The following is a 26,513-nucleotide window of genomic DNA, read 5'->3' on the forward strand; positions in this document are numbered from 1 at the left end:
GTGCACGAGGCGCGCGGCGTCGGCCTGCACCGCGCGGCCGCCGCCGGCGTACGCGTCGTGGAGTCGCTGCGCGCGGCGCGCTCGGACGCCGCGAGCTTCCGCCTCGCGGAGCTGACCGACGACCTGCGCGAGCTGCTCACCGTCTGCCACCAGTTGCGCGCCGGGCTCGGCGACGTCGCGGCGGCACTCGGCACGGCCCGGCGCGAGTACGACGACCTGGGCAGCCTTCGGCTGTCCGGCCTGTTCGCCGAGCCGGTGCTGACCACCTCCGGGTACGCGGGCGCGTCCACGTACCTGTGCGACGACGAACGCCGCCTGTGGACGCTCAGCAGCGTGCGACCCGGCGGGATAGCCGAGGCCCGGGGCGGCGCCAACGCGGCCGTGACCCTTGGCGAGGTGCGCCTGAGCCACCGCGACGCGGGACGCGCGGGCGTCGTCGTGGTGGGCGCGAAGGCGTCGGCGTCGGGGCGCCTCAGCGGCAGCGTCAAGGTCCGCGCGGTGCGGGCGGCCGGTCGCCTGTGGACGGACGAGCCGCTCGCCGGCCTGTGGCGGGAGCCGCTCGCCGCCCAGCTGGCCCGCTACGACGCGGCGCTCGTGCAGCCGGCGCAGGTCCGGCCAGCCGGCCGCGACCTGCTGTTCCTGCGCGGCGTCCTGGACGTGGGACCGCAGGGCCTGACCATCGTCACGGCCGACGCCGCAACGGTGGCCGTCGAGGCGGCGTTCGCCGACCCGGCTCTGCCGACGGTGCAGAACCTGCGGCAGCTGGCCCGCGCCGCCGTCGGTCACGAGGCGCTGCTCATCGGCCGGATCGCCGGCACGAGGACCGTGCACGGCCTCGCGCTGTCCGCCGACTGGCTGCCCGAGCGCCTCGGCGGCCACGTCGACCTGTCCGTCGACGCGCTCGACCGCTCCGACCTGCCGGGCCAGGCGGACTTCGAGGCACCGGAGGCGGCACCGGTCGCGACGGTCGTCGCGCCACCCGCCCTGCACCTGCTGCGGCTGCGCGTGGAACGCGCCGTCAGCGGCGGTCGGGCCGCGGTCCGCACACCGTCGGCGACCGACGCGGCCCGCCTCTCCGTCGCGCAGTTGTCGGCGGGCGCGGCGGTGCTCACCGCCCTGCACGAGGCGGCGGCGGGTCGCACCCGCGACGTGTTGGGCCGCCTCGACCCGCTCGACGAGTTCCACCTGGCCCGCGCCTGGCTCGCCGCCGCCGTGTACGACGACGCGGTCGGCCGCCACCTCGCCGTGGCCGGCTGGCTCAGGCCCTAGGCCGGTTCGCGGGCCGGCAGGCCGCGGCGCAGGACGACGTTCTCCATCGCCGTCCACGCCAGCGTCGTGGCGAGGTACAGCACGGCGGCCAACGGCATGACGAACGCGCTGGCCACACTGAGGAACGGCAGCGCGAGCAGGAGCCGGGGCGGCTCCGTGACGGCCACCCGCCGGGCGCGGCGCATGGACACCACCGCGAGCGCGACGAGGATCGCCAGCAGCGGCACGAAGACGAGCGCGTGGCCGCCGCCGAGCAGATGGGTGGACAGGGGCGCGCCGAACAGCCCGTGGGCGAGCAGGGAGTTGGGCTCGCCACCCACGGACGGCGCGGTGAAGATCCGGTACCAGACCAGGAAGACCGGAGACTGGGCCAGCATCGGCAGACACCCGGCGAGCGGCGAGGTGCCCGCCTCCCGGTACAGCGACGCCATCTCGGTGCGCAGCCGCGCGGGATCGGTCCCGTACCGGCGTTGCAGGTCGGTCAGGCGCGGCGTGAGCAGGGCGCGGGAGCGTTCGCCCCGAACGGCGGCCATGGTCAGCGGCAGGAGCAGCAGGCGTAGCGCGGCGGTGCACACGACGATGGCGGCGGCCGCGCCGCCGACGGGCGTCAGGGCCGTGGCGACGGCCGCGATGAGCGGATAGACGACGGAGACGGCGTTGTCGAGCAGCGGAATGGACATGGGGCACCCCTCGGGCGACGGCTGGTGACAGGACACGTTCGGTCACTAGCGGCCGCGTCGAGCGGTGGTGGGAGTGGTGACGCTCAGGCGGCCGCGAGGGCCGCTGTCGGTGCCCTGGGCCGTGACCGGCCCGAGGCGTCGGGGTCGCGGTGGCGGGGCACGCCGACCCTGCGGTCCCGGTCGCGCAGGACGCGCCGGGTCGCGAACGGCCGGACGATCGGTGCGCCGGCGCCGCCGACCGTGGCCCGGGTGACGAGCAGGGCGACGAGGAGCACGGCCGCGGCGGACCCGGCCAGCAGGCCGGCGGAGCCGAGGTCGGCCAGGGACCGGCCGGTCCCGTCGGACGCGAGCTTCACCAGCACCCCGACCAGGTGCCAGAACGCTTCCGCCCAACTCACCCGGGCAACAGTAGCCACCCCACGCCAGTCGCTGGCGGGCCCCCGCCTGCCCGGCGCGGGCACCAGAGGTGACACGGCGGCACTGAACCGCTGTCGCACTTTCGCTGAACTGATGCTGCACTTTTGCTGCAACACGAGGATCGGCGGCATATGTGCCTCAGCGCGCCGGACGGTGCCGGCCCGCGGCCTCAGCCTCCTGACCAGCCCGACCAGTGGTTCACGGTGATCTCCACCACCGGGCCGGGCGGCGGCGTCACCTGGTACTGCGGGTAGCGCCCCACCAGCGCCTCGGGCGCTGCACCAGCAACCACCCGGGCGCTCCCGTCCGCCCGGGCCCACCACAGCTGCCGCCAGTCCTCGTCGTAGTGGTCGACGAGGACGCTGACCAGCGGGTTCCCCAGAATGTTGGTCAGCCGGCGCAGCGGCGCGCCCGACTTCGGCTTCGCGTCCACCGCGAAGCACAGCCGGTCGTCGCCCAGCAGCGCGAACACGATCGGCACCAGGTGCGGCCGCCCGTCGGGCGACGCGGTCGCTAGCCGTGCCACCCGGGCGTCCGCGAACCGGGCCCGCACCCACGACACGTCCATCCGCACAGGTCCCACCATAGGATGAAGGTCATGCGATTCGGACTCTTCGTTCCCCAGGGATGGCGCCTCGACCTCGTCGGCGTCCCCGCCGCCGAACAGTGGACCGTCATGCGTGACCTCGCGCTGGCCGCCGACGCCGGCCCCTTCGAGTCGATCTGGGTGTACGACCACTTCCACACCGTCCCCGTGCCCACGGACGAGGCCACCCACGAGGCGTGGACGCTCATGGCCGCCTTCGCCGCCGTCACCGAGCGGGTGCGCCTGGGCCAGATGTGCACCTGCATGGGCTACCGCAACCCGGCGTACCTGGCCAAGGTCGCCGCGTCCATCGACGTGATCTCCGGCGGCCGGGTGGAGATGGGCATCGGCGGCGGCTGGTACGAGCACGAGTGGCGCGCCTACGGGTACGGCTTCCCGACGGCCGGCGAGCGCCTCGCCATGCTCGACGAGGGCGTCCAGATCATGCGCCAGCTGTGGAGCACCGGCAAGGCGACCCTCGACGGCAAGCACTACCAGGTCGACGGCGCGATCGGGCAGCCCCAGCCGCTGCAGGACGGCGGCATCCCGCTGTGGATCGCGGGCGGTGGCGAGAAGAAGACCCTGCGCATCGCCGCCAGGTACGCCCGGTACACGAACTTCGACGGCACCCCTGAGGTGTTCGCGCACAAGTCGGCGATCCTCGCCCAGCACTGCCAGGACGTCGGCACCGACTTCGACGCGATCGTCCGGTCGAGCAACTTCAACGTGGTCATCGGCGAGACCGAGAAGGACGTGGCCGACAAACTGGCCTGGATCCGGGCCCACTACGGGCCGCTCGTGCCGGCCGCGAACCTGGAGACCATCGCCACGCAGTTCGCGTCCGGCCCGCTGGTCGGCACCCCGGAGCAGATCATCGAGCGGCTCAAGGGCAGCCGCGACCAGGGCCTCGGCTACGCGATCACGTACTTCGTCGACGCCGCGTACGACCGGGGCAGCATCGAGCTGTTCACCAAGCGCGTTATTCCGGAGTTAACGGACTAAAGGGCGCGACAATGTGCAGGTGAAGAGGCTGATGACGGTGGCCGTGGCGGGCCTGGTGCTCGCCGCGGCCGCCTGCGCGGAGCCGGGCGACCTGGCCGTCACGCAGCGGACGCTGGTGATCGGCGTCGACCTGCCCTTCCAGGGCGCGGCGGGCGACACGTCCGAGTCGGTCTACAAAGCGGTCGAGCTCTACCTTGAGCAGACCCCGCCCGGTCCGTACCCGGTGGCGATCAAGCGCTACGACGACTCGACCGCCGCGAAGGGCAGCTGGGACGACGCGACCTGCGTCCGCAACGCGCAGGACCACGTCGCCAACGTCGATGAGGTGGCCGTCCTGGGCACCGCCAACTCCGGCTGCTCGAAGCTGGAGGCGCCGATCCTCAACCAGGATCCGCGCGGCCCGATGCTGATGGTCTCGCACTCCAACACCAACCCCGGCCTGACCAAGCCGTGGGAGCAGGGCGAACCCGGGAAGTACTTCCCGACCGGCCTGCGCAGCTACGCCCGCGTGATCACCACCGACGACTACCAGGGCGCCGCGGCGGCCCAGTTCGCCGCCAGGGACCTGAAGGTCAGGCGCTGCGCCGTGCTCAACGACAATCAGACGTACGGCCAGGGCGTGGCCAGGGCGTTCGCCGACGAGGCCGCCCGGCAGGGCATCGCGGTGGTGACCAATCAGGCCTGGGACGCCCGCGCCACGAACTACGTGGCCCTGTTCCAGGCGGTCAGGGCGGCAGACGCGGACTGCGTCTACGCGGGCGGCATCTACGACAACAACGGCGGCCAGCTCGTGAAGGACAAGGTCGAGGTGCTCGGCGCCAACACCGGGCCGGTGCCGTTGATCGTCCCCGACGGCTTCTTCGGCTTCCGCGACTTCCAGCTCCTGCCAGCCGCCGAAGGGGCCTATCTCACCTTCGGCGGCCAGGGCCTGGACCAGTTGAAGGCCGCCGGCGGCGTGGCCACCCGCCTGCTCGCCGACTACAAGTCCCGCTACGGCGCCGAGCCGGCGAGCGCCTACGCCCTCTACGGCGTCCAGGCGCTCCAGGTCATCCTGGCCGCGGTCGCCCGCTCGGACGGGACCCGGCGCGGCGTCCGCGACCAGGTCTTCTCGGGTACGGGCGTGACCGTCCCCGCCGCCGAGGCGGTCCTCGGCAAGGACGTCCACATCGACCCCGCCACGGGCGATGTGAACGTCCGGGACCTGTCCGTGCTGCGCATGACCGACGGCACCGAGCGCTTCGTCAAGGCCTGGCCCCTGCCCTGAGCGGCCGTCACGCGTCGCGTAGCCGCAGCACCAGCCACCCGGCGAGCAGCGCGCCGGCCGCCCAGAGGGCGAGGACGCCGAGCCCCTGCCACGGTCCGATGGGCAGCGTGTCCACGCCGAGCGTCGTCTGCACCGCCTGCCCGGCGGTGCTAGGCGCGATCTGCCTGAGCCGGCGCTCCCAGCGCGGGTCGGTGACGACCTCGGTCAGCACCGGGAACAGGTACAGCATCCCGAGCACGATCCCGATGCCGCCCGCCGCGTTGCGCACGACCGTGGCGACGCCGAGGGCCAGCAACGCGACGAGCGCCAGGTAGAGCACCGAGCCGGCGCCGGCACGCAGCGTCGCGGCGTCCGTAAGGTCCAACGCGAACCCGCGTCCCGGCAGGACCGCCCGCCCGACCGCCAGCGACCCGGCGACCGCGACCAGCCCGGCCAGCAGCACCGGGCCGGTCAGCGTCACCGCCTTCGCGGCGAGCACCGCCCCCCGACGCGGCACGGCCGTGAGGGTCGCCCGGATCGTTCCGTCACCGTATTCGCCGGCGACGACGACCACGGCGAGCACGGCGACGACCGCCTGGCCGAGCAGGACCCCGGTGAGGCTGGTCTTCGCGGCGTCGATCACGCACCCGCCCGGGGGGCAGCCCGCGGCCGAAGCCGCGAGCCACCCCAAAGCCACGGTGAGCACAATCGCCCCGATAAGCAGCCCCACGGGTCCGCCCACCGTCCGCAGCTTCGTCCACTCCGCATGAAGGACCCTGGTCACGCGTCCCTCCGGCGCAGCAACCACGCCGCCAGCCCGAGGGCCGCGACGGCGTAGGCGCACAGGACCGCGAACCCGCCCCACGGCGACAACGGGAAGAACCCGAACGCCGGCGAGTACGCGAAGTCGACCTGGGCGTACTCGAGGGCGGTCTGTTGGATCGCCATGCCGGCTGCCGGGGTGAGCCGCAGCAGCCACTGCGACGGCCCGGCCGGGAGCACGGCGGCCGACGCGAGCAGGTACGGCAGCACGACCAGCAGGACCACGGTCGCGACGGCGACCGCGCTGCGGCGCACGATCGTGCCGATGGCCAGCGCCAGAACGGCGGTCACGGCCAGCACGGCCGCCGTCCCGAGCACGATCCGCGCCTGGGTGGCCGTCGAGGCGTGGTAGATGTAGTTCCCGTTCTCGCGCAGGATGCTCAGGCTGACCGGGAGCGTGACCAGCGCGCCGAGCGCGCCCGCGACGAAGGCGACCCCGCCGATCACCACGGCCTTCGCGGCGAGCACCCGACCCCGCCGCGGCCGGGCCGCGAGCGTCGTGCGGATCATGCCGCGGCGGTACTCGGTGGTGATGAACAGGACGCCGAGGACGGCGACCACGGTGGCGGCCGCGAACGTCCCGATGAGCACCCGCTCGATGCCGACACCGGCGCCGGCGACGTCCGGCGCGATGTCGCCCGACCCGCTGACCGTGACGGTCGACCCGGACTGCTGCACCGCCGGGGTGCTGCCGTCCATGGGGTCGCCGACGGAGGTGGCCTGCCAGGCCGCGCCCGCCCAGACGCCCTCGGTGGCGATGCTGTCGAACGTCGCGGTCGCCGTCGACCGGCCGCCGGTGCTCATGCCGCCGCCGCCCAGGTGCTGGGTGACCGTCGCCGTGGCGGGGGAGGTGGCGAACAGGCCCGCCTGCGCGTCGGCCGGCAGGCCGGACAGCTGGACCTCGCCGATCTTCGCCCACGTGGTGCCGTCCGCCGAGGCGTACCCGGTGATGGTTTTTCCGGAGCGCGTGAGCCGCAGCCATCGCGCGCCCGTCGGTCCGGCGATGTCCTCGGTGAAGTTGTGCTGCATCCGCACCCCGTGCGCGCCCGTCACCATGATCGCGGCGTAGGTGGAGCCCTGCGTCGTGTCCGCCTTGATGATGAGCCCGGCCTTGGCCCAGGCGGGCACGTCGTTGTCGCGCGGGTCGCCGTCCGGCCCCTCGGTGCTGGCCGTCAGGGGCGAGAGGTGGGCGGTGATGGTGCCGTCGCCGTTCAGCGTGCGGTGCGCGAACGTGAACTGGTCCTTGACCGCCTCCCCGCCCGGCCCGGTCGGCACCGGCGGGTGACCGATGATCTCCGGCTGCCCCGGCCCTTCCTGGTACGAGCTGCGGCTGCCGGTGGCGGTCAGCCACCCGAACAGCACGATGAGCAGCGCGCCCACGGTGGTGGCGATGAGCCACCCCCGCACCGACCGGAACTTCGTCCATTCCGCTCTGATCAGACTCACGGCGCCACCGCCCGGAACTCGACGGCGTCGCGGGTCAGTTCCATGTAGGCCTCCTCGAGGGTGGCGCGGTGCGAGGAGACCTCGGAGAACGCCACCCCCGCCCCCGTCAGGAGAGCGACCACCCGCTCGGCGGGCAGCCCGGTGATCGTGAGCGCGTCGCGTTCGATGACGGCGACGGTCGCACCGGCCGCGGCCAGCACGTTCGTCGCCTCGGTCCGCGCGCTGGTGCGCACGCTGACCCGGTCGCCCGAGGCGGCCGCGATCAGCTCGGCGACGCTCTTGTCGGCGACCACCGCGCCCCGGCCGACCACGACCAGGTGCGCGGCCGTGTCCTCCAGCTCGCTCATGAGGTGGCTGGACACCAGGACCGCCCGCCCCTCGGCGGCCAGGCCGCGCAGGAAGCCGCGCAGCCACACGATGCCCTCCGGGTCGAGGCCGTTGAACGGCTCGTCGAGCATCAGCGCCGGCGGGTCGCCGAGCAGCGCCCCGGCGATGCCGAGCCGCTGGCGCATGCCCAGCGAGTACGCCCGGACGCGCTTGCGCGNGCCGCCGACCCGAGGCCGACGAGGCCGAGCAGCTCGTCGACCCGCTTGGCGGGGATGCCCTGCGAGTGGGCCTGCCACAGCAGGTGGTTGCGGCCGCTGCGGGCCGCGTACTCCGCGCCCGCGTCGAGCAGCGCGCCGAGGTGGCGCAGCGGCCGCGCCAGCGTGCGGTAGGGTGCCCCGCCCACCAGGGCGGTGCCCGCGTCGGCGGCGTCGAGCCCGAGCACGATGCGCAGCAGCGTGGACTTGCCGGCCCCGTTGGCGCCCACGAAGCCGGTGATCTGCCCCGGGCGGACCGCGAAGGTCATCCCGTCGAGGGCCACGGTCGACCCGAACCGCTTGCGCAGCCCGGTGACCTCGATGGTTGCGTCCATGCCGGTAACCGTAGGGAGCCGGGGGCCCGCGGTCGTCACGCCGCGGAGCCAGGTTTGCCCTCCCCGACGCGAGCGACGCCGTCGGCGGCATCCCTCCCGCGAGCTACGCGCGGGTCGCTGCCGCCGGGGACGCGCCGCGCCCCGGCGCCGGCAAGAATAACCAGGTGGGTACGGGCCGGAGCGGGGCGGACGACACGACGTGGGTGGCCGTCGCGGCGGCCCTGAGCGTGGCCGCGGTGGGGGAGACCCTCGTGCGGCTCGCCGGCCCGTCGGTGACCGATCCGTACCTTTTATTCGTATGCCTGCTCGGTCTGGCCACCACGGCGCCGCTGGCGCTGCGCGACCCGGGCGCCGCGGCCGTGCCGGTGACCGTCGCCGCTCTGGTGTCGCTGGCCGGCTTCGACCTCCTGACCGTGGCCGGGATGACCGCCCAGGCGTTGGTCGTCTACCGGGCGGGCCGGCACGGCTGGCCGCCGCTGGCACTGGTGGCCGGTGCTTGTTACGTCGTGCCGGCCCTCGTCGACCGGGGCACGGTCGCGGTGTTGCTGGCCGGTGTGGTCCCGCTCGCCGCCGGTGCCGGGATCGCGCGCCGGGTCCGGCGCGAGACGGCCGAGCACGCGGCGGCCCGCGACGCGTTCGCCGGCACCCTGCTGGAGAACACCGCCCGGGGCGAGCGGGCCCGCATCGCCCGCGAGCTGCACGACGTCGTCGCCCACCACGTCTCGATGATCTCGGTGCAGGCCGAGACCGCCCGGCTCACCACCCCCGGCCTGCCGCCCGCCGGGGCGCAGCGGCTGTCGGCGATCGGCGACACGGCCCGCGCGGCGCTCACCGAGATGCGCCGCCTGCTCGGCGTCCTGCGGTCGGACACCGGCGACGCCGCCGAGCGCCGTCCCCAGCCGGGCCTCGGACAGCTCTACGAGCTGCTCGACGAGGCCCGCGACGCGTCCGGCGCCGGCACCCGGCTGATCATCCACGGCACACCGGCCACCCTGGACCCCGGTGTCGAGCTGGCCGCGTACCGGATCGTGCAGGAGGCGCTCACCAACGCCCGCCGGCACGCCCCCGGCGCGGCCGTGGACGTGGAGCTGCACTTCTCCGGACCGTCACTGCGGCTGCTCGTCCGAGACAACGGACCCGGATCCGCCGCGTCGACCGACAGCGGCGGCCACGGCCTGCTCGGGATGCGCGAGCGGGCCGCCGCCGTCGGCGGAACACTGCGCGCCGGCGCCGGCACCGCCGGCGGCTTTCTCGTGGAGGCCACCCTGCCCACCAACGCGGAGGACACCCGATGATCCGGCTCGTCGTCGCCGACGACCACGAGGTGGTCCGCACCGGCTTCGCGGGGCTGCTGGACACGCAGCCCGACTTCACCGTCGTCGGCACCGCCGTCGACGGCGCGGACGCCGTGCGGGTCTGCCGCGCGCAGTCCCCGGACGTGGTGCTCATGGACGTGCGGATGCCCGGCACCGACGGCATCGAGGCGACGCGGCAGCTCACCCGCTCCTCGTCGGGCCCGCGCGTGCTCATCCTGACCACGTTCGACCTCGACGAGTACGTCTACGACGCCATCCGCGCCGGGGCGAGCGGCTTCCTGCTCAAGGACGTGACCGCCGAGCGGCTCTTCGACGCGGTCCGCGTGGTCGCCGCGGGGGAGGCACTCCTGGCGCCGACCGTCACCCGCCGCCTGATCAGCGAGTTCGCCACCATGCATCGCCCCGACGCGCCACCCTCGTCCGCGCTGTCGGCGTTGACGCCGCGCGAGACCCAGGTCCTGCGCCTGGTCGCCGAGGGCCTGTCCAATCCCGAGATCGCCGCCCGACTGACCGTCACCGAGGAGACGGTCAAAACCCACGTCAGTCGGGTACTGGCGAAACTCGGCCTGCGCGACCGCACCCAGGCGGTGGTGGCCGCCTACGAGACGGGCCTGGTGGTCCCCCGCTCTCACGAGGCGTGACCGTGTCAGGATGCTCGGCATGTCTGCTCGTGCGCTGAGTTTCGGGGCGGTGGCGAAGGGCTACGAACGCTTCCGTCCGGGGTACCCCGAAGAACTCTTCAACCTGGTCATGACGTACGCGGGTCGGCCGGTGCGCACCGCCCTGGAGATCGGCGCCGGGACGGGCAAGGCGACCCGCCTGTTCGCGCGGGGCGGCGTCGCGGTCACCGCGACCGAGCCGGACGAGGCGATGCTCGCCGAGCTGCGCGAGCACGTGCCGACCGCGTGGACGGTGCGCGCCACGTTCGAGGAGCTACAACCCGGCGTTACGTACGGACTCGTCTACGCCGCGGCGGCGCTGCACTGGACGAGCCCCGCGGGCCGGTGGGCGCGGGTGGCCGCCCTGCTGGAGCCGGGCGGCGTGTTCGCCTCGTTCGGCGGCCCGGTGGCGCTGGCCGACCCGGCTGTCGAGGAGGCCGTCCGAGCGGTCCGGGCGCCCTACCTGGAGTCGGACGACATCCCCTCGCCCGATGGCACGCCGCCGGAGCAGGACATGCAGTGGCCGGGCACGGAGCTGGAGCGGTCCGGGTCGTTCGTCGACGTCCGGCAGGCCGTGATCGAGCGGCGGCTGACCATGACCGCGCCCGACTACGTCGGCCACCTGTCGACCATCTCGGCCTACCTCGAACTCCCGCCAGCCGACCGGGAGCGGGTCCTCGACCGGATCCTGCGCGTCCTGCCGGAGACGGTCGAGATCAACGCCGACATCATCGTCCACCTCGCCCGCCACCGACCCCGAGAAGTGACCGCGCCGTGGTGAGTTCCGAGGCGCGCCGTCGGTGGCGGCAGCAGCGGCTCGCGGAGCGGCAGCGCCGGCTCCGTCCGGACGTCGCCCAGGGCGCACTGGAAGGCTTCGCCCTGGTGCGCCCGGACGGGTCCCTGACCGCGGAGGTCGTCCACGTGCAGTGGATGGATAACCATCCAGCCGGACCGGACACCCACGTCATGGTGTCGTTCGCGGACGGGTCCAACGTGGAGTTCCCGTTCGGCCTCGAGGTCGTGAAGGTCCGAGCGGCCGACGTCGAGGCGGTGACCCTGGCAGAAGCGCGTCAGGCGGCGCGCTCCGGGTGGGGAGCCGACGCGGGCGGCTGGTCAGGGCGTCGTTGAGCCCGGCAGCAGTGGCCGCATGAAGGTGCGTTCATACCGCAGGACGGCCAGGCTCTCGAAGCTGAACAGCGCCTCGGCCCGGTCGCTGGCGCCCTCGGCCGGCACGATCTCGGCATGCAGTCGGCCGAGGAGACCATAGCCGAGGTACCGCCAAGCGGCTGACATCAGTGACCGGAGGACTGATGCCGGCCGTTGCGCGCTCAGCCGACGCGCTCGGCCAGCGAGACGATGATCCCTTCCGGTCCCCGGACGTAGGCCATCCGCCACACACCCTCGTACTCGCCGATGCCACCGACCAGCCCGTAGCCCTCGCTCGCTGCCCAGTCGACAGCGGCCTTCAGATCGTTGACCTCGAACGACACGTTGCGCAGTCCCAGTTCGTTGGCCATGGCGGCCGGCGAGCCCGGCACGGAGTCGGGCCGCACGAACCTCGCGAGCTCCAGGCGGGCACCACCGCCGGGCGACGTCAGCATGACGATCTCAGTGCGGGAGTCGGGGATGCCGCAGACCGTCTCCAGGAACTCGCCCTCGACGAACGCCCTGCCCTCGACCTCCAGGCCGAGCGCGACAAAAAAGTCGGTCACGGCATCGAGATCCGCGACCGTGATGCCGACGTGGTCGAAGCGTCGGACGAAAGACATGGACCGTGCTCCCGTCATCGTGGTGGTCCCTTGCGGCGTTGGCACTTAATGATCACGATACCGACTACACTGCGAAGTCATGGCCCTGTTCCGGAGAAGGTCTCGACCCGAGGGGGAGACTATCGCCGAGTTCTGGCAGTGGTGGGCTGCCACGCGCGGTGATGTGGCGGCTGCGATCTCCGCCGGCACGGTCCAGCGCTTCGCCGAAGAAATCGGTCGCCAGGTTCACGCGATCCATGCCGATCTGCAGTGGGAGTTGGCCCCCGGCACTTCGTCCACGCACACGCTCGTCGTCACCTCCGCGGGCCAGGCGGCGACCCGCGCCGTCGCCGCCCGCTGGCTGGCCGCCGCACCACCCGCCGATGGGACCTGGTCCTACCGGTGCCTGCGCGCCGCCGATCCATCGGCGTTCGAGTCCAGGATCGAACTCGACGGTCACACGTTGGAACTCGCGCATATCCGCTACGGCATCGCGGTGGACAAACAGCGCCGTCAGATCGACGTCGTCTGCCACCACCCTGGATTCGCCGGCCTGCCGGACAACGTTCAAGCTCAGATCACCTTCCTCACGCTGGACTGGGCGCTCGGCGAACAGAACGTGGAAGTCTGGCTCGGGGAGATCACCTGGAGCGCGGTCGTCCCGCCGAACCTCGGTACGCCAGCCGACCTGCGGCACGCGGTGGACGCGCTGACCGGCGACGAGGACTCCTGGGTACTCATGCAGGGTCAGCGGCGGGACGGAACGCCGTTGCTGGCCACGGCGGCATCACCGTTGCGGTCCGCCCGATGGCCGCGCTTCGACCTGCACATGCCGATCAGGCTGCCCTACCAGCGTTTCAATGAGGGCCTGCTGCCGGTGGAGGAGTCGCTGGCCGCCCTCCGCCGTTTCGAGGACGACCTCAGTGCCGCGATCGCGACCAACGGCACGCTCGTCGCCCACGAAACCGGCGGCCGGGAACGGACGCTGCACTTCTACGTCGACTCGCAGACCAACGCGCGGGCCGAGCTCGAGTCGCACCTACCGCACTGGCGGGAAGGCCGCGCATCGGTGAAGCCACAGCTCGATCCCGCCTTCGAAGGGGTCCGTCACCTCATGTAGCAACCTCGGTCGGCGTTCGTGCCGGGCGGCGGCGGTGTCACGGGCGTCGCGTGGAGTGGCCCGACCGGGCGCTCAAGGTGACCGCGGTCGTCGCCGACACGGGCGAGTTCGTCGTCCTCGACGTCCGGACAGCCCGCACCTGACCGTTGCCGTCACGGCTGGTCCAATCAGTGTGCGCCGACTAGGTGCGGGTAATGGCGCGGCTGAAGCCGGCGGCGGCCGTTGTCGCGAGGGTCCAACCAGCAGCGATGAGCAGGTAGGCGAGCCACTGTCCGGCCCCCGCCGGCTCGAAGGCCGCCTCCTGCCCGAAGCCGACGATCGGCAGCAGCAGATCCAGCGTGTAGAACACGGGGTTGAACCGCAGGCTGCTGCCAGGGTTCACCGCGACCGGCGGGTGCGCCGCGAAGACCGCCGAGCCGATCGCGAGCAGCGCGAGCAGCCACGTCACGGCCCGCAGGGGACGGTAGCCGTACCCGACGGTGGCGTCCTGCAGCCAGCCCCACGCGCGCGCCGCCCGGGACCGCGAGCGGGTCTGTCGCCGCTGCCGGGCCAGCAGGACCGTCCGGGCGTGCTCATCGTGCCCGAGCTGCCGGTACGCCGTGGCGAGCTGCTGGTAGGGGTGTGGCCGGACGCTCCTCGGCTCGCGGCCGAGCCAGCCCAGCCGTTCGGTCGGCGGGAGGTCGGGAATCAGCGTCTGGTAGGTCAGGCCGTCCAGTCTGAGGGCGGACGGCCAGGTCGCCGGGTCGTCCTGGAGCAGCACGACGCGGGCGTGCGTGAGGTTCACCTCGCCGGCGGGCGCGACGGCGAACCGCATCGACAGATGGTTGACGTCGGCCCGCGAGCAGGACAGCGACTGCAGGGTCGCCCGGTCGAAGCACAACCGGCTCGCGATGCGGCCGCTGGTCACCGACACGTTGCCGGTCGCGGTGAAGCCCTCGCAGCAGTTGAACACGCTGCCCGCGCGGATGCCGGTGGCCGACAGCGAGTCGCCGCCCGGATTGTCCAACCGGGCGCCCTCGAACAGGACCGGTCCGGTGACCGACGCCTCGACCAGGTTGACCACACCGTTCGCGACGAGGCCGGCGCGCCCGGTACTGTCCGCGCCGGCCTCGAAGGAGCCGTCGACATTCAGCGCCGTCGCCTTGAGCGCGGTGCCGCCCGCGTTGTCGAGTACGGCGCCGGCGAGCTGGATCGTCCGCCCGATCCGGGTGCTGATCATCCGGGCCTCGCCAACGAGGCGACTGTTTAGCAGGAACACGCCACCCGCGACGTCGGCCCGGTCCATCCGCAGGCTCACCCCGCCCGGGTTGCGCACGGTCGACGACGTGAGCGTGACGACGCCACCGATGGTGGCGTGGCGCAGGCTGATCTCGCCGGCGATGTCGGCGTTGCGCGCGAACACGCCGCCGCGGACGGTGGCGCTGTCCAGGTCGAGGGCCTCGTTGGCGACGCCCGAGCTGGCGCCTTCGATCGTCGCGCCGTCGAGGTGCACGCCACCGTTGATGGTGGCCTGGAACAGCTGCAGCCGCCCGGTCGCGCGGAAGCCGTCCAGCGCGCGCAGGTCCCCACCCAGTTCGATGCGCTGGGCGTCCAGCGCGACGCCCCCGGGCTCGGCCAGCTCGGCCCCGTCGAGCAGCAGCCCGCCGCGCAGCCTGGCCCCGGTGAGGTTGACCTTCCCGGAGAACCGGCATCCGTCGAGCCGCAGATGCGCGCGCACCGCGACGTTCGGGGCCACCAGCCCCGGCAGGCGCGAGCGCCGCAAGCTCGTGAACCCCAGGTCGGCCCACCACAGGCCGGGCGCCTCGGCGAAGTCGCAGTCCTCCAGCGACAACGGGAACAGCACCTCGGTGAAGCCGAGATTCAGCTGCCCGACGACGCGGGCACCCCGCAGCCGCAGTCCGGGCATCGGCCACGCCGGCTCCGGGCGGCTGCCCGCGATCCTGGCGAGGACGCTGGCCCGCACCTCCCGGCCGCCCGCGTCGACCCACCGTCCCACCGGGAACGCGGCGGCGAGTTCCCGCTCGATCCCGCTCGCGTCGTCATCCAACTCCACGGGCTCCGCCACGCGCGGTCAGGCCCGCTGAACGGAGGCGCCCGCGCGGATCGCCCGCGGGATCTCCGCAACCTCGTCGACCCGGTCCAACAGCCGGTCGAGGTCCTCGGCGGACGCCGGGGAGCGCAGTTCGACCTGGTACGTGATGCCGGTCGACGTCCACGTGTCGGTGTCGAAGCCACCCGCGGCGGTGACGCGCACGCCCTCGATCTCGATCCCGAGCGCGCCGGCCTCCCGGTACACGTCGTTGAGGACGCAGCCGGCGGCCGACAGGTGCAGCAGGTGCGCGCCCGTGAAGTCGGCCTCGACGGTCACGCCTCCCGGCGTCCACCGGTGCGGGAACGCCACCGCGCCGCTCCCCGTCGACCGCAACGAACCGGCACCCACGATCACCGCGAACCCGTCCACGCGACCCATCGTTCCACGAAATTGCGTTGAACCGGATACGGGTAGGTGCGCAGGATGGCGGGATGCGGCCGGAACCGGGGCAGGTCCTGCACTTCTCAGAGGATCCGACGATCACACGGTTCGTCCCACACGTCGCGGCGACCGCGCGCCAACCCGACGCGTACGTCTGGGCCGTTGATTACGGACGCGCGCCGGACTACTGGTTTCCGCGCCGGTGTCCCCGCGCGATGGCCTGGGTGCGCGACACCACCACGGACGCCGACCGCGACCGCGTCATCGGCCCCGGCTGCGGTGACCGGGTCCACGCCATCGAGTACGGCTGGCTCGAGGCGATGCGCACCACCCGCCTCTACGCCTACCGCCTGCCGGCGGACGTGTTCCGCCCCTTCGGCGAGAACGAACCGTACGCCCACGTGGCCACCGAGCCGGTCGTGCCGCTCGGCCCGGCGGAACCCGTGGGCGACCTGATCGCGTGCCACGCGGCGGCCGGCATCCAGCTCCGCGTGCTCGACAACCTCTGGCCGTACTGGGACGCGGTCATCGCCAGCTCCGTGAGCTTCAGCGGTATCAGGCTGCGCAACGCGAAGCCACGACCGCAGTGACCGTATTCGCGTGTTCGGGTTGCGACACCGTCCTCACCGCGCCGGTCACGCGCGTCGCGCTGCCCGTCCTCGCCCATCACGTCCACGGGAACGGCGTGACGTCCATGGGCGTGCTGATGGAGCCGGGGACGTTCGCGGTCGACCCGGAGCACTATGGGCCGCCGTGGCGACGCTGGGCGGAGGTCGGTGCGGACGAGGCGCGGGCGCGTGGTCTGTACGCGCCGGTGTTCTCCGTGTCGGACGGGCCCTCGCACGCGGTCGTCCTCGCGCCGGGCGACGTCCGTGGGACGGTCTTCATTCCCGAACGCAACGACGGCTTCTGCTGCGGGCTGGACGGCCGGGACGGCCCGAATCTCGCATGCGTAGGGTGCGGGCGTCCGGTCGCCACGCGCATCGACGACTGCTCGCTGTGGCAGGCGGTGTGGGTGGACCCGCGGGCGGTGCACCGCCTGGACGACGTGGCCGGACCGCCATTGGCGGTGGCCTGGGAGGCCGTTCGGCAGGAGCGGGCGGGGACGCCTCCGGCGGAGCCGTCCGGGCTCTGGAGCCCGTTGTGGGAGGCGGCGGTCGGCGCCGCGCTGGCCCGCATCCTGGCCGCGTCGGGTGGCAGGCCGGTGACGGTTCCGGACGGCCCTGTGGCCGAGACCTTCCGCCGGTCCCTGGACCTGCTGCTCCCGACAGACGCGCCGGCGAGATCCCTGGTCCTCGCGGGACCCGGCCTGCCTTCCGTGCCGACCGACCTGGCACTGGTCCCGCGGCATCCCGTGACGGGCGAGACCTGGGTTGCGTCCCGGTCGGCGGATGCGGTGCCGCTGGAGTACGACGTCTGGAGGCATCTGGCCTTCCACCACGGCCGGTGGCCCGTGCCGGGAGCGGCGCCGATGCCGGACCTGGCGTTCCGCGAGGACCCGCCGCCGTTCGCGCCGACCAGACCTTTCCGTCCGGATAGGAGCGTTTTCCTCAGGACTCTCGCGCGGCTGCCGGCGGTCCGTGAACCCTGGCTACGCGACGTCTACGACCATGTCGTGGCGGTGTGGGAGGGTCCGTTCTGGTAACCGTGACGCACCTCATGCGACGGCCCGCGCTACGTGGCCGCCGGCTGGCGGTCGCCACTACCGTCACCCGCATGCCTGAACTGATCGCGCCGACGACGGACCTGCACGCCGCCTTCCTCGACTGCCACCGCGAGTGGGGCCCGGGCCTGCACGAGGACGGCTTCGGCGTTGGCCCCGACGACGACGTGGAAACTCCCGAGGGCTTCGCCACGTGGGTGGGCAGGCGCCTGCACCTGGACCACCCGGTCGGCACACCCTGTCCGCCCGAGTGGCACGCCTCCTGTCGCTGGATCGTCGAGGACGGCCGGGTCCTCGGTGGGATCGCCCTACGGCACCATTTCGACGCCGCACGTGGCTACATCGGGTACGGCGTACGCCCGTCCGCGCGCCGCCGTGGCCTGGCGAGTTGGGCGCTCGGTGAGATGCTCGCCGAGGCCAGGGCCGCCCTGGGCGTCGACCGCGTCCTCCTGGTCTGCGCGCCGGACAACGTCGCCTCGGCCCGTACGATCGAGCGCGCCGGCGGCGTCTTCGACGGCATCCGCGTCACTGAACTCGGCCCGACCAGGTTCTACTGGGCAACACCCTGACCCGTCAGGAGTCCGTCGCGGGGACGCCGGCGTCCAGTTGGCCGATCATCGGGGTGAGCAGCTCGTTCAACTCACGGGCCACGACCGTCACGGCCCGGCGGGCGACTTCCTCCAGGCCGGCGTCGGGGCCGTCCGGGGCGTTTGTCCCGGGTCGACTGCCGCGACCAGGTCAGCTCCGCCGGCCACCCCACGACGACGGTGACCTCCCCGACGAGGCTGCCGTCCCACGGGCTGCGCGTGCACGAGGCGGACAGGACCCGCCGGTGCCACCGCACGTACCCGGGCGACAGGGACGTGGCGAGCCGCCAGGCGGTGACCGCGAACCCGGCGGGCTCGAAGCCTAGCCGACGTCACCCGATCGCGGCCGCCTTGCGGAGGAGCACCGACCGCTCGCGGGCGTTGCCGCACAGTCGGGCGGCGAGTTCCAGTTCGGCCTTCGCCTCGCGGGTGCGGCCGAGCCGGCTGAGCAGCTCCCCGCGCACGCTCGGCAGCAGGTGCGAACCGGCCAACCGACCCGTGGCGACCAGCTCGTCCACGATGGCCAACGCGTCGAGCGGCCCGCTCGCCATCGCGACGGCCACCGCCCGGTTCAGGTCCACGACCGGCGACGGCGCCACCCGCCCGAGCGCCTCGTACAGGACCACGATCCGCTCCCAGTCCGTCTCCGCCACCGACGGCGCGGTGTCGTGGCAGGCCGCGATGGCCGCCTGCAGCCCGTACGGGCCGAGGCCGCGCCCGAGCGCCGACGCCCGTTCGACGGCCGCCAGGCCGCGCCGGATCGCCGACCGGTCCCACCGTCGCCGGTCCTGGTCCTCCAGCAGGATCGCCTCGCCGTCGGGCCCTGTCCGCGCCGGGAACCGCGCGGCGGTCAGCTCACACAGCCCGAGCAGCCCGTGCACCTCCGGCTCGTCCGGCAGCAGCGCCGCCAGCATCCGCGCGAGCCTGATCGCCTCGTAGGCGAGATCCGTGCGCATCAGCCGGTCACCCGCCGTCGCCGTCGAACCCTCTGTGAAGATCACATAGAGTACGCTCAGGACGCCCCCGAGCCGCTCCCGCCGCTGGTCGGAGGGCGGCAGTTCGAACGGCACGCCCGCCGCCGCGATCGTCTTCTTGGCCCGCGTGATCCGCGCCTGGACGGTCGGCACCGGCACGAGGAACGCCCGGGCGATCTCCTCGCTGGACAGCCCGCCGACCGTACGCAGGGTCAGCGCCACCCGGGCCTCGGGGGAGAGCACCGGATGGCACGCCACGAACATCAGCGCGAGGACGTCGTCGTCGACCCGCTCCGGGTCCCACGGCAGGTCGTCGGCTGGTGCCGGGGTCGCCCCCGAGGTGGCCTCGCCCTCGGCGAGCTGGCCGGCCATTATCGCGTAGCGCTGGTCGAGGGCCGTCCGCCGGCGGAACGCGTCGATCGCGCGCCGCCGCGCGGTGGCGAGCAGCCAGCCCACCTGGTTCGTCGGGGCGCCGTCGCGCGCCCAGGCGACCAGCGCCTCGGCCACCGCCTCCTGCGCCACGTCCTCGGCGAGCCCGAAGTCCCCGGTGAACCGGGTGAGCGCGCCGATGATGCGGGCGGACTCGATGCGCCAGACGGCCTCCACGGCCCGCCGTGCCGACTCGGTGCTCGGCGGGCCGTCCGTCGTGGTGGGCATCAGAGCTGGCCGGTGCGCTCGCGCCAGGCACGCTCCTTGATGATCCACTCGTTGTCCTGCGGGAACTCGTCGATGCTCGGCACGCGGCGGATCTCGCACTTGGAGCCGCTCATCGCCGGCATCCGCCGGGCCCACTCGACCGCCTCCTCCTGGGAGGCCACGTCGAGGATGTAGAAGCCGCCGAAGAGCTCCTTCGTCTCGCCGTACGGGCCGTCGGTGACCACCGGCGTCTCGCCGCTGAAGTCGACCACCACGCCCTTCGTCGGGTCGTCGAGGCCCTCGGCGGCGACGAGCACGCCGGCCTTGAACAGCTCGTCGTTGAACCGGCCCATCAGCTCGAGCATCTCCTCGAACGGCGTCTCGGCCATCTTCGCCATCGCCTCGTCCGTGCCCCGCATGATCAGCATGTACTTCGCCATGATCCGAATCTCCTTGATCTCGGGTCGCCACATCGACCCTCTCACCCTCAGGTCGAACGGACAGCCCGCGGAATCGACACGACGAACACCAGAACCCAAAAAATCTTGGTGAGTACGCCGTCAGCGCCCGTCCCTGGCAGGATGCCGCCCATGCGCAGCGTGTTCGTGTTTCCCACGGGTGAGCGGGCCGACACCATCGCTCTACTCGATCGGCACCTGCTGCGGCAGCCCGGTCGGTGGCTCCTGGCCGACAGGCTGTACATCGAGATCGACGATGAACAGACCGGGTACCTCTTCGCCGACCTGGACCGCAACGATATGGCGTTGCTTGAAGCGGCCCTGGGGCACCGCCCCACCTGGGCGGTCGTGGTCGACATCTCCGGGCGGATCGACGGCACCGCGGAGGTTCGCTGGTTGGTCGCGCTGCTCCTGGCACGCGGAGGCGTGGTGCTGGATGACTATTCCGCCCATCCCTGGACGCCGCGGGAGATCGAATCCGGCGCCGTGATCGACGGTCTGCGCTTCTTCGACTTCCGCGCCAGCCACGAACGCGCTTAGCCACGTGGCAACTGTTCGGAGGTGCGGAGATCATGTCTCTGGTGCGGGCCGTGTCCTGCGGGGGAGATCGCCGTTTCGAGGCGAAAACCCCCGCCTCAGTGCGCTTTCGTACCCCGAATGCCGATCTTCCCCGATAACCACCCCGCCACACGGGAGCCTGAGGGTCGTCAGGTGAGGCCGCGGTGGGCTGTCCAGAGGGCGCCGGCCTGCTGCGCGGCGGCGGCGACCAGGGAGGCCAGTTCGGGCCTGTCCGGCACCGGGAACGAGACGTAGGTGCCACGGCCGCCGGCGGTCGGCCGGCCGTACGCCTTCGCCGCGAGGCGGCCGTCCGGGAGGAGCCGGACGTTGAGGGTGGTGAGGGTGAACTCCTCGCCGCGTCGGGTGTCGGTCCAGCGCAGGTCGTCGGGGATGTTGACGTTGATCGCCAGGGCGCTGACGGTGGGGGCGTCGTCGCTGGTCATGCGAGCATCGTCGCACGCGACCCGCCGCGCACGCCGCCCCCGAGCCGTAGCCGAAGCGGTGCGCCACCCGCTCGCCGATGACGAGTTCGAACCGCCACTTCTCCTGCCCGTCCTGCCCGCAGTAGGCGTCGCCCCGGATGCGGGGGTCCTCGGCCGACAGGTCGTACTCGTCCGGAATGAGCCCGTCACACCACAGGAAGCGCAGGCTCGGGTCCGCGAAGCCCTCGAACTCACGACAGATCCGATGCTCGAGTACGAGCCAGAAGTCGCGCTCGACGTCGTCCACGGCCGCCCCTGCGTCACACGTCGACGAGTTCGACGGTCACGGTCGCGGTGTCACCAACGTCGAGCTCCTCGGCCCTGCGTACGGCGCGCTTGACCGGCAGTACGTAGCTGCCGCTGCCGCTGTCCGGGAAGATCGAGGTCACCCAGGTGGTGCCGCCGATCGTGGCCCGTACGCGCACCGCGCCGAAGCCCCGGCGCGGCCCGGCGGTCACCTCACGGATCTCCTCGGAGTCGTCGACCGGCAGGCTGACGAACACCCAGCTCTCGTCCCGCCGGGCGTCCCACAACCACAGCTCCGTGTCGAACACCACCTTCACGTGCACCAGCATCACAGGTCGAGCGCGTACTCCAGAAGGAGGGGGCGGGGCGGAAACGATGTCCGGCTGACGCGGCCGGTCGGGAGCCAGCCCAGTTTCTGGTAGAAGCGGCGGGCCCGGTGGTTCTCCTCGAAGACGCGCAGCCGGGCCCGGGTGACGTGGCGCGCGGCGAGTCGTCGCATGAGGTCGCCGTGCACCTCCGCCGCGAGTCCCGTGCCCCAGGTCTCGACCGCGGTGCCGAAGTGGAGCAGCTCGTCGCCGCGCAGGGCGGCGAATCCGACGATGGCGCCCGCGTCGTCGTCGACGACGTAGGCCTCGATGCCCGGGTCAGCGATCTCGGCCGCCCACCGCGCCCGGAGGTCCTCGCGCGGGAACGGGTACTCGTCCTGCGGGAAGATGTGGCCGACCGCGCGCACCGCACCCAGCTGTTGGACATCGATCAACGCCGCCAGGTCGGCCAGCGTCGCGTCTCGGACACCCACACCGGAAGCATGCCTGATGCCGGGGGCGGGTGCGACAACCAACCCTCAACGGGGTCTCGACGGCTACTCGTTGGGCGGTTGGCGGTTCCCCTGCTTGCCTCGCTCACGACGTGCGCGAAGCCGCAGGAGAATCAGACCGACGACTGCGCTGACCACGGTGATCGCGTTAGCCGCTGCTTCGAGAATCTCGGACACGCGCACGGACTCCTCCGTCGAACGGGGTGTCCCTTGATGGCGTTCGATGAAGGTGGCGGGGTCCGAGAAGGGCAACCACCTATACGCAGGCGGGTACCTCCGCGAACACAGGACACCCCACCTGCGCCATGCAGGGGGCACCAGTGCTCCAACGGAGGTCTCTTCCGCCGCCGATCTTCCACTCGACGACCGGTGGCGCCGGGTTCCGCGGGATCGACAATCCCACGTTGCCGTGTTGACGACGCCACCACGGGGGAGTACTCCCCTCCTCGGTATGTCCAATGTAGCGCCAGCCAGGAGTCGAAGCCAGCGCGGACGTCGTGCGTGGTGGCTGGTTGGAGGCGCGGGCGGGGCGCTAGGTTGGCCCGATGTTCGGATCTTGCCGACGGACAGGGCTGCACATCGTCCGGACCCCACGGCTGTGGATCGTCAGCGCCCGAGACTGCGACCTGCCCGCGTACCACGCCATTCACAGGGACCCGGCGGCGCAACGATGGCTGGGCTGGCCGGACGAGCTGCTCCAGCCCGCCGAGCCGCCGCGCGTCGATCTGCCCCTGCGGCGCCGCGACGGGATCCTGCGGCCGACGCGGGACCAGCTGGTTTTCGTCGCGGTCGACCGCGCCACGAAGAAGATGGCCGCCGGCATCGGCGTCACGAGCGCCGCGGACGGCCGTCACGAGATCGGCGGCGCGGTCGCGGCCGCGTTCCGGGGTCGGGGCTACGGCACGGAGGCGTTGCGGGCCGTCTGCGACCTGGCCCACCGGCACTTCGGCATCTTCTGGCTGCGCGCGGGCTGTGAGGTGGACAACGTCGCGAGCATCGGGTGGCTGCGCTCGGCGGGGTTCGCGCCCGCCGACGGCCCGGCGACGCACACACTGCCCAACGGCCGCGTGATCGAGTCGCTGTGGTGGGGGAGGGGTGACCCGCGCGCCCGTCGCCGCTGCCCGTGGCTGTGATCAGGGCCGCTCGACGCGGGTCGGGTTGCCGCGCACGAGCGCGTCGTGGATCTGCCAGCGCGAGGTCGTGACGGCGCGCTCCGCCGCGTCGTCGCCGGCCTCGAGGCGCTCCCGCAGCAGTTGCAGGGCAATGCGGCGGTTGAGGCTGAACTGCCGCTCCGTGTCCACCACGACGACCAGCCCGGACGGGCGGTGGGTGGCGCGGACCGCCGTACTCGCCTTGTTGCGGTGCTGGCCGCCCGGCCCGCCGGTGCGGCAGGCGACGACGTCGACATCCGTCTCGGCGAACGCCGTGCGCGGCACGTCGACCTGGCACGGCTGCGCGATGACGTACCAGTTCTTCCGCCCGGCGCTCGCCCGGTACGGGCTGGGCGCCTGCCAGCACAGGGTGCCCGTCCACGACGCGGCGAACGGCCCGACCCCGTCGCCGGACAGCTCGATGAGCACCGACCGGAACGTCTCCGGCCGGTCGCCGGCGACGGTCCGCACCCGGCGGACCCGCACGTTCGCGTCGACCGCCGACGCCTCCAGCCGGCGCACCAGGTGCGCCAGCGCCCAGGTGCACTCCTGCGGGCCGCGCCCCGCCGACATCAGCAGGTGCACCGTCACGACCGCCCCCGCCCGCGACGCAGGTCCGCCGTCTTGTAGGTGACCAGCGGCACCGTCGTCGCCACCGGCGTGGCCAGGTCGTGGTGCACCAGGTCGCCGATCACCTGCTCGATGCGCTTGTAGGCGGTGGGCGCCTCCTCGAACAGCAGTTGCCGGTCGCCGCACACCACCAACGACCCCACCGGAGTCCGCCGCAGCTCCTCAACCGTGTGCTTGGCCTTCCCCCGGCGCAGCGCGTCGGCCCGCGACATCTTGCGGCCCGCCCCGTGCGCGACGGAGTAGTTGGCCTCCGGCCCGGCATGCGTCGCCACCAGGTAGGACAGCGTGCCACGCGTGCCCGCGACGAGCACGTCGCGGCCGTCGCCCCGCGCCGCTCCCTTGCGGTGCAGGTAGGCGCCGTCGCGGACCTCGACCAGGTTGTGGCACTCGTCGACGACCGGCTCGGTCGGCTCGGCGCCGAGCGCGTGGGCGACCCGGGCGGCCATGAGCCGCCGGTTGAGCGACCCCCACCGCACGGCGTCGTCGTGCGCGGCCAGGTAGGCCGCCGGGTCGGCGGCGGGACCGGCACCGTGGACCTCGGTGTGCGCGCGCAGGATCCGCTCGCCCAGGCCGCGCGAGCCACTGTGGACGATGAGGACCAGGTCGTTCGCGGCGAGCCCGAGGCGCGCGGCGTGGTCGGGCTCGAACACGGTGTCGATGCGGGCCAGCTCGACGAAGTGGTTGCCCCGGCCGACCGTCCCGATGCTGTCGGTGTGACCGGCGGGAAGGTCGCCCTTGATGACGTCCCACGCCGGGTCGTCGGCGTCGGGCGACTCGTCCAGGTCGGGGAACCGGGCGGCCAGCTTCTCGGGCACGGCCCGCTTGAGCCGGACCGGGAACACGGCGATGCCGCAGCCGATGTCGGAGCCCACCAGGAACGGGTACAGCACGGTCGACGTCATGGCGGCGCCGATCGGCGCCCCCTTGCCGGGGTGCAGGTCGGGCATGCCGGCCACGCTGATCATGCCGTCGAGGGCGGCGACCTGGTGGCACTGCGCGAGCGCGTCGGACTCGATCCAGCTCGTGGGCGAGGCGAACACGGTGACGATAGACAAGAACGCTCTCTTTCGAGGATGCACGAAGGAACGGCGAAGTGCCGTAAGAGGAGATCGGGGTGCGGTCCGTCAGAGCGTCATGCCGACCACGGTGCCGCAACCGCCCGCCCGGCGGCAACCGGATTTCGATCGCCGCAGGGCGGGGTCGGTCCGTCAGGCCCGCCGGACCGCCGGCGTCGGGGCGCCCTGGCGGGCCCGCTGGGTCAGGACGACGCAGGCGAGGACGACGACGGCCGCGCCGATCGAGGCGGGGGTGACGGTCTCGCCCAGTAGCAGGGCCGACCAGAGCAGCGTGAGCACCGGCTGCGCGAGCTGGATCTGGCCGACCTGGGCGATCCCGCCGCGCGCGAGGCCCGCGTACCAGGCGAAGAACCCGAGGAACATCGAGATCACGGTGACGTAGGCGAAGCCCGACCAGCCGGCCACGCCGGCGCGCGGCGGGTCGCCGATGGCCGTGCCGACCGCGACGGGCACGCTGACCGGCAGCGACACCACCAACGCCCAGCAGATCGTGCGCGCGCCGCCCAGCTCCCGGGCCAGCGCCCCGCCCTCGGCGTAGCCGAGGCCGCACAGGACAACGGCCGCGACCAGGAGCGGGTCGGCCACCGTCAGCGCGCCCCGCACCGCGCCACTGGTGACCAGAAACGCGAGTACGGCCACGAGCCCGCCCGCGCCCGCCATCCAGAACGGCGGCGGTGGGCGCTCGCCCGCACGGAGCACGGCGAAGGCGGCGGTCACGGCGGGCAGGAGGGCGACGACGACCGCGCCGTGCGCGGCAGTCTGGATGGTCAGCGCGAGGGAGGTGAGCAGCGGGAACCCGACGACGACGCCGAGGGCGACGACGCACAGCCGCCGCCACTGCCCGCGGGTGGGCCGCGGCGCCCGGGTGAGCCCGAGGTAGGCCAGGGCCAGCAGGCCGGCGCCCGCCGCGCGGGCGAACGCCACGAACCACGGGTCGAGCTGCTGCACGGCGACGCGCGTGGCGGGCATCGTCGCGCTGAAGGCGAGCACCCCGAGCGCGCCGAGGACGAGGCCGGCGACCCGGTCCGCCGTTACCGTTCCTGGCGCAGTAGCGTTACTCTTGTCTCTCATGAATGACGGTAACGCAGCGGACCGCGTTATCCAAGATCTTTCCCGGCTCGTGGCGGCCGGCGAGCCCGGCGCGCGACTTCCGTCCGTCCGCGAGCTCACGGCGCAGCACCACGCCTCGCCGGTGACGGTCGCGGACGCGATCCGGCAGCTGGTCGCCCGAGGGCTGGTGGAGGCGCGACCCGGCAAGGGCACCTTCGTGGCCGCCCGGCCCGACGAGCGCCGCACCCCCGACCTGTCGTGGCAGACGGTCGCGCTCGGCGCCCGCGGGCCCGGCGAGGACGACATGCAGGCGTTACTGGCGTTACCGCCGTCCGGGGCCATCCCGCTGTCCGGCGGGTACCTCGACGCGGAGCTGCAGCCCACCGCCGCCCTCGGCGGCGCGCTGGCCCGCGCCGCCCTGCAGCCCGCCGCCTGGCAGCGCGGGCCGACCGAGGGCCGCGAGGACCTGCGCGCCTGGTTCGCCCGCG

The 26,513-nt window shown here is 73.0% G+C and carries 33 protein-coding genes; 14 read left to right on the forward strand and 19 right to left on the reverse strand.

Going from position 1 to position 26,513, the window contains the following annotated elements:
• Nucleotides 1-1,269, forward strand: a 1,269-nt coding sequence (locus tag ABD211_RS28765) for a hypothetical protein (RefSeq protein WP_344138611.1), incomplete at its 5' end; no start/stop codon positions are given.
• Here ABD211_RS28765 and ABD211_RS28770 read toward each other — a convergent pair.
• From ABD211_RS28770 to ABD211_RS28780, 3 genes are all read right to left on the reverse strand, one after another.
• The gene (locus ABD211_RS28770; RefSeq protein WP_344138613.1) at nt 1,266-1,949 is read right to left on the reverse strand and encodes a YidC/Oxa1 family membrane protein insertase; all 684 of its coding nucleotides are present in this window, start codon (nt 1,947-1,949) and stop codon (nt 1,266-1,268) included. The genes ABD211_RS28765 and ABD211_RS28770 overlap by 4 nt on opposite strands.
• Nucleotides 1,950-2,032: 83 nt before the next feature.
• Nucleotides 2,033-2,347 carry a DUF6412 domain-containing protein gene (locus tag ABD211_RS28775; RefSeq protein WP_344138615.1) on the reverse strand — a complete coding sequence of 105 codons (315 nt, stop codon included), beginning with the start codon at nt 2,345-2,347 and terminating at the stop codon, nt 2,033-2,035.
• A gap of 188 nt (nt 2,348-2,535) precedes the next feature.
• Nucleotides 2,536-2,934, reverse strand: coding sequence for a TIGR03668 family PPOX class F420-dependent oxidoreductase (locus ABD211_RS28780; RefSeq protein ID WP_344138678.1), 399 nt, complete (start codon nt 2,932-2,934; stop codon nt 2,536-2,538).
• Between the two features lie 30 nt (nt 2,935-2,964).
• Here ABD211_RS28780 and ABD211_RS28785 point away from each other — a divergent pair, with 30 nt between their 5' ends.
• Complete coding sequence (locus ABD211_RS28785; protein WP_344138617.1) at nt 2,965-3,954, forward strand: LLM class F420-dependent oxidoreductase; 990 nt, start codon at nt 2,965-2,967, stop codon at nt 3,952-3,954.
• Between the two features lie 19 nt (nt 3,955-3,973).
• Nucleotides 3,974-5,218, forward strand: coding sequence for a branched-chain amino acid ABC transporter substrate-binding protein (locus tag ABD211_RS28790; protein WP_344138619.1), 1,245 nt, complete (start codon nt 3,974-3,976; stop codon nt 5,216-5,218).
• Nucleotides 5,219-5,225: 7 nt separating this feature from the next.
• On the opposite strand, the gene ABD211_RS28795 is transcribed toward ABD211_RS28790, so the two are convergent.
• The 4 genes from ABD211_RS28795 to ABD211_RS28810 form a co-directional block, all read right to left on the reverse strand.
• Nucleotides 5,226-5,840 (reverse strand): ABC transporter permease subunit, encoded by a 615-nt coding sequence (locus ABD211_RS28795; RefSeq protein ID WP_344138621.1) that lies wholly within the window; start codon nt 5,838-5,840, stop codon nt 5,226-5,228.
• Nucleotides 5,841-5,977: 137 nt separating this feature from the next.
• Nucleotides 5,978-7,465: an ABC transporter permease subunit gene (locus ABD211_RS28800; protein ID WP_344138623.1), complete on the reverse strand. Its 1,488-nt coding sequence runs from the start codon at nt 7,463-7,465 to the stop codon at nt 5,978-5,980.
• Nucleotides 7,462-7,977, reverse strand: a complete 516-nt coding sequence (locus ABD211_RS28805; RefSeq protein ID WP_344138625.1) for a hypothetical protein — start codon at nt 7,975-7,977, stop codon at nt 7,462-7,464. Before ABD211_RS28805 ends, ABD211_RS28800 begins: the two co-directional genes overlap by 4 nt.
• Nucleotides 7,923-8,381, reverse strand: coding sequence for an ATP-binding cassette domain-containing protein (locus tag ABD211_RS28810; RefSeq protein WP_344138627.1), 459 nt, complete (start codon nt 8,379-8,381; stop codon nt 7,923-7,925). Before ABD211_RS28810 ends, ABD211_RS28805 begins: the two co-directional genes overlap by 55 nt.
• Nucleotides 8,382-8,545: 164 nt before the next feature.
• Here ABD211_RS28810 and ABD211_RS28815 point away from each other — a divergent pair, with 164 nt between their 5' ends.
• Genes ABD211_RS28815 through ABD211_RS28830 form a run of 4 tightly spaced genes read left to right on the forward strand, consistent with a single transcriptional unit; the run spans nt 8,546 to nt 11,484 of the window.
• On the forward strand, nt 8,546-9,676 hold the full coding sequence (locus ABD211_RS28815) for a sensor histidine kinase (RefSeq protein WP_344138629.1): 1,131 nt from the start codon (nt 8,546-8,548) through the stop codon (nt 9,674-9,676).
• Complete coding sequence (locus tag ABD211_RS28820) at nt 9,673-10,338, forward strand: response regulator (protein WP_344138631.1); 666 nt, start codon at nt 9,673-9,675, stop codon at nt 10,336-10,338. The genes ABD211_RS28815 and ABD211_RS28820 overlap by 4 nt, the downstream gene beginning before the upstream one ends.
• Before the next feature lie 19 nt (nt 10,339-10,357).
• Nucleotides 10,358-11,137: a class I SAM-dependent methyltransferase gene (locus tag ABD211_RS28825; RefSeq protein ID WP_344138633.1), complete on the forward strand. Its 780-nt coding sequence runs from the start codon at nt 10,358-10,360 to the stop codon at nt 11,135-11,137.
• Nucleotides 11,131-11,484: a hypothetical protein gene (locus tag ABD211_RS28830; RefSeq protein WP_344138635.1), complete on the forward strand. Its 354-nt coding sequence runs from the start codon at nt 11,131-11,133 to the stop codon at nt 11,482-11,484. Before ABD211_RS28825 ends, ABD211_RS28830 begins: the two co-directional genes overlap by 7 nt.
• Here the strand turns inward: ABD211_RS28830 and ABD211_RS28835 are convergent.
• A complete protein-coding gene (locus ABD211_RS28835; RefSeq protein ID WP_344138637.1) occupies nt 11,470-11,649 on the reverse strand; it encodes a hypothetical protein in 180 nt (59 codons plus the stop codon). The two genes, ABD211_RS28830 and ABD211_RS28835, sit on opposite strands and share 15 nt — an antisense overlap.
• Before the next feature lie 35 nt (nt 11,650-11,684).
• Nucleotides 11,685-12,125 (reverse strand): VOC family protein, encoded by a 441-nt coding sequence (locus tag ABD211_RS28840; protein WP_344138639.1) that lies wholly within the window; start codon nt 12,123-12,125, stop codon nt 11,685-11,687.
• A 79-nt stretch (nt 12,126-12,204) separates the two neighbouring features.
• On the opposite strand from ABD211_RS28840, the gene ABD211_RS28845 reads away from it, so the two are divergent.
• Nucleotides 12,205-13,224 (forward strand): DUF695 domain-containing protein, encoded by a 1,020-nt coding sequence (locus ABD211_RS28845; protein WP_344138641.1) that lies wholly within the window; start codon nt 12,205-12,207, stop codon nt 13,222-13,224.
• 181 nt (nt 13,225-13,405) lie between these two features.
• Here the strand turns inward: ABD211_RS28845 and ABD211_RS28850 are convergent, their stop codons facing one another.
• Both ABD211_RS28850 and ABD211_RS28855 read right to left on the reverse strand, forming a co-directional pair.
• Complete coding sequence (locus ABD211_RS28850) at nt 13,406-15,277, reverse strand: AsmA family protein (RefSeq protein WP_344138643.1); 1,872 nt, start codon at nt 15,275-15,277, stop codon at nt 13,406-13,408.
• Nucleotides 15,278-15,295: 18 nt separating this feature from the next.
• Nucleotides 15,296-15,685, reverse strand: a complete 390-nt coding sequence (locus tag ABD211_RS28855) for an OsmC family protein (protein WP_344138645.1) — start codon at nt 15,683-15,685, stop codon at nt 15,296-15,298.
• A gap of 62 nt (nt 15,686-15,747) precedes the next feature.
• Between ABD211_RS28855 and ABD211_RS28860 the strand changes: the two genes are divergently transcribed.
• The 3 genes from ABD211_RS28860 to ABD211_RS28870 all read left to right on the forward strand — a co-directional run bounded on the left by ABD211_RS28860 (nt 15,748) and on the right by ABD211_RS28870 (nt 17,929).
• Nucleotides 15,748-16,287, forward strand: coding sequence for a DUF6886 family protein (locus tag ABD211_RS28860; RefSeq protein WP_344138647.1), 540 nt, complete (start codon nt 15,748-15,750; stop codon nt 16,285-16,287).
• On the forward strand, nt 16,284-17,342 hold the full coding sequence (locus ABD211_RS28865) for a hypothetical protein (RefSeq protein WP_344138649.1): 1,059 nt from the start codon (nt 16,284-16,286) through the stop codon (nt 17,340-17,342). Before ABD211_RS28860 ends, ABD211_RS28865 begins: the two co-directional genes overlap by 4 nt.
• A 71-nt stretch (nt 17,343-17,413) precedes the next feature.
• Complete coding sequence (locus ABD211_RS28870) at nt 17,414-17,929, forward strand: GNAT family N-acetyltransferase (protein WP_344138651.1); 516 nt, start codon at nt 17,414-17,416, stop codon at nt 17,927-17,929.
• A gap of 350 nt (nt 17,930-18,279) precedes the next feature.
• Here ABD211_RS28870 and ABD211_RS28875 read toward each other — a convergent pair whose 3' ends face one another.
• Together ABD211_RS28875 and ABD211_RS28880 are read right to left on the reverse strand one after the other, a co-directional pair.
• Nucleotides 18,280-19,578: an RNA polymerase sigma factor gene (locus ABD211_RS28875; RefSeq protein ID WP_344138653.1), complete on the reverse strand. Its 1,299-nt coding sequence runs from the start codon at nt 19,576-19,578 to the stop codon at nt 18,280-18,282.
• Nucleotides 19,578-19,997: a YciI family protein gene (locus ABD211_RS28880; RefSeq protein ID WP_344138655.1), complete on the reverse strand. Its 420-nt coding sequence runs from the start codon at nt 19,995-19,997 to the stop codon at nt 19,578-19,580. Before ABD211_RS28880 ends, ABD211_RS28875 begins: the two co-directional genes overlap by 1 nt.
• Before the next feature lie 150 nt (nt 19,998-20,147).
• Here ABD211_RS28880 and ABD211_RS28885 point away from each other — a divergent pair, with 150 nt between their 5' ends.
• Nucleotides 20,148-20,555: a hypothetical protein gene (locus ABD211_RS28885; protein ID WP_344138657.1), complete on the forward strand. Its 408-nt coding sequence runs from the start codon at nt 20,148-20,150 to the stop codon at nt 20,553-20,555.
• Nucleotides 20,556-20,722: 167 nt separating this feature from the next.
• Here ABD211_RS28885 and ABD211_RS28890 read toward each other — a convergent pair whose 3' ends face one another.
• The 3 genes from ABD211_RS28890 to ABD211_RS28900 all read right to left on the reverse strand — a co-directional run bounded on the left by ABD211_RS28890 (nt 20,723) and on the right by ABD211_RS28900 (nt 22,100).
• Nucleotides 20,723-21,016, reverse strand: a complete 294-nt coding sequence (locus ABD211_RS28890; RefSeq protein ID WP_344138659.1) for a hypothetical protein — start codon at nt 21,014-21,016, stop codon at nt 20,723-20,725.
• Nucleotides 21,017-21,315: 299 nt separating this feature from the next.
• Complete coding sequence (locus tag ABD211_RS28895) at nt 21,316-21,630, reverse strand: DUF1905 domain-containing protein (RefSeq protein WP_425560554.1); 315 nt, start codon at nt 21,628-21,630, stop codon at nt 21,316-21,318.
• On the reverse strand, nt 21,630-22,100 hold the full coding sequence (locus ABD211_RS28900) for a GNAT family N-acetyltransferase (protein ID WP_344138663.1): 471 nt from the start codon (nt 22,098-22,100) through the stop codon (nt 21,630-21,632). The genes ABD211_RS28895 and ABD211_RS28900 overlap by 1 nt, the downstream gene beginning before the upstream one ends.
• Before the next feature lie 563 nt (nt 22,101-22,663).
• Here ABD211_RS28900 and ABD211_RS28905 point away from each other — a divergent pair.
• A complete protein-coding gene (locus ABD211_RS28905) occupies nt 22,664-23,251 on the forward strand; it encodes a GNAT family N-acetyltransferase (RefSeq protein WP_344138665.1) in 588 nt (195 codons plus the stop codon).
• Here ABD211_RS28905 and prfH read toward each other — a convergent pair whose 3' ends face one another.
• The 3 genes from prfH to ABD211_RS28920 all read right to left on the reverse strand — a co-directional run bounded on the left by prfH (nt 23,252) and on the right by ABD211_RS28920 (nt 26,046).
• On the reverse strand, nt 23,252-23,860 hold the full coding sequence (gene prfH / locus ABD211_RS28910) for a peptide chain release factor H (protein WP_344138668.1): 609 nt from the start codon (nt 23,858-23,860) through the stop codon (nt 23,252-23,254).
• Nucleotides 23,857-24,954 (reverse strand): RNA ligase RtcB family protein, encoded by a 1,098-nt coding sequence (locus ABD211_RS28915; protein ID WP_344138670.1) that lies wholly within the window; start codon nt 24,952-24,954, stop codon nt 23,857-23,859. Before ABD211_RS28915 ends, prfH begins: the two co-directional genes overlap by 4 nt.
• Before the next feature lie 153 nt (nt 24,955-25,107).
• The gene (locus ABD211_RS28920) at nt 25,108-26,046 is read right to left on the reverse strand and encodes a DMT family transporter (RefSeq protein ID WP_344138672.1); all 939 of its coding nucleotides are present in this window, start codon (nt 26,044-26,046) and stop codon (nt 25,108-25,110) included.
• Here ABD211_RS28920 and ABD211_RS28925 point away from each other — a divergent pair.
• Nucleotides 26,045-26,513 (forward strand): GntR family transcriptional regulator (locus ABD211_RS28925; protein ID WP_344138674.1); only part of this gene is annotated, 469 nt, incomplete at its 3' end. The two genes, ABD211_RS28920 and ABD211_RS28925, sit on opposite strands and share 2 nt — an antisense overlap.

Source organism: Luedemannella flava (assembly GCF_039528515.1).
GTDB classification, from domain to species: domain Bacteria; phylum Actinomycetota; class Actinomycetes; order Mycobacteriales; family Micromonosporaceae; genus Luedemannella; species Luedemannella flava.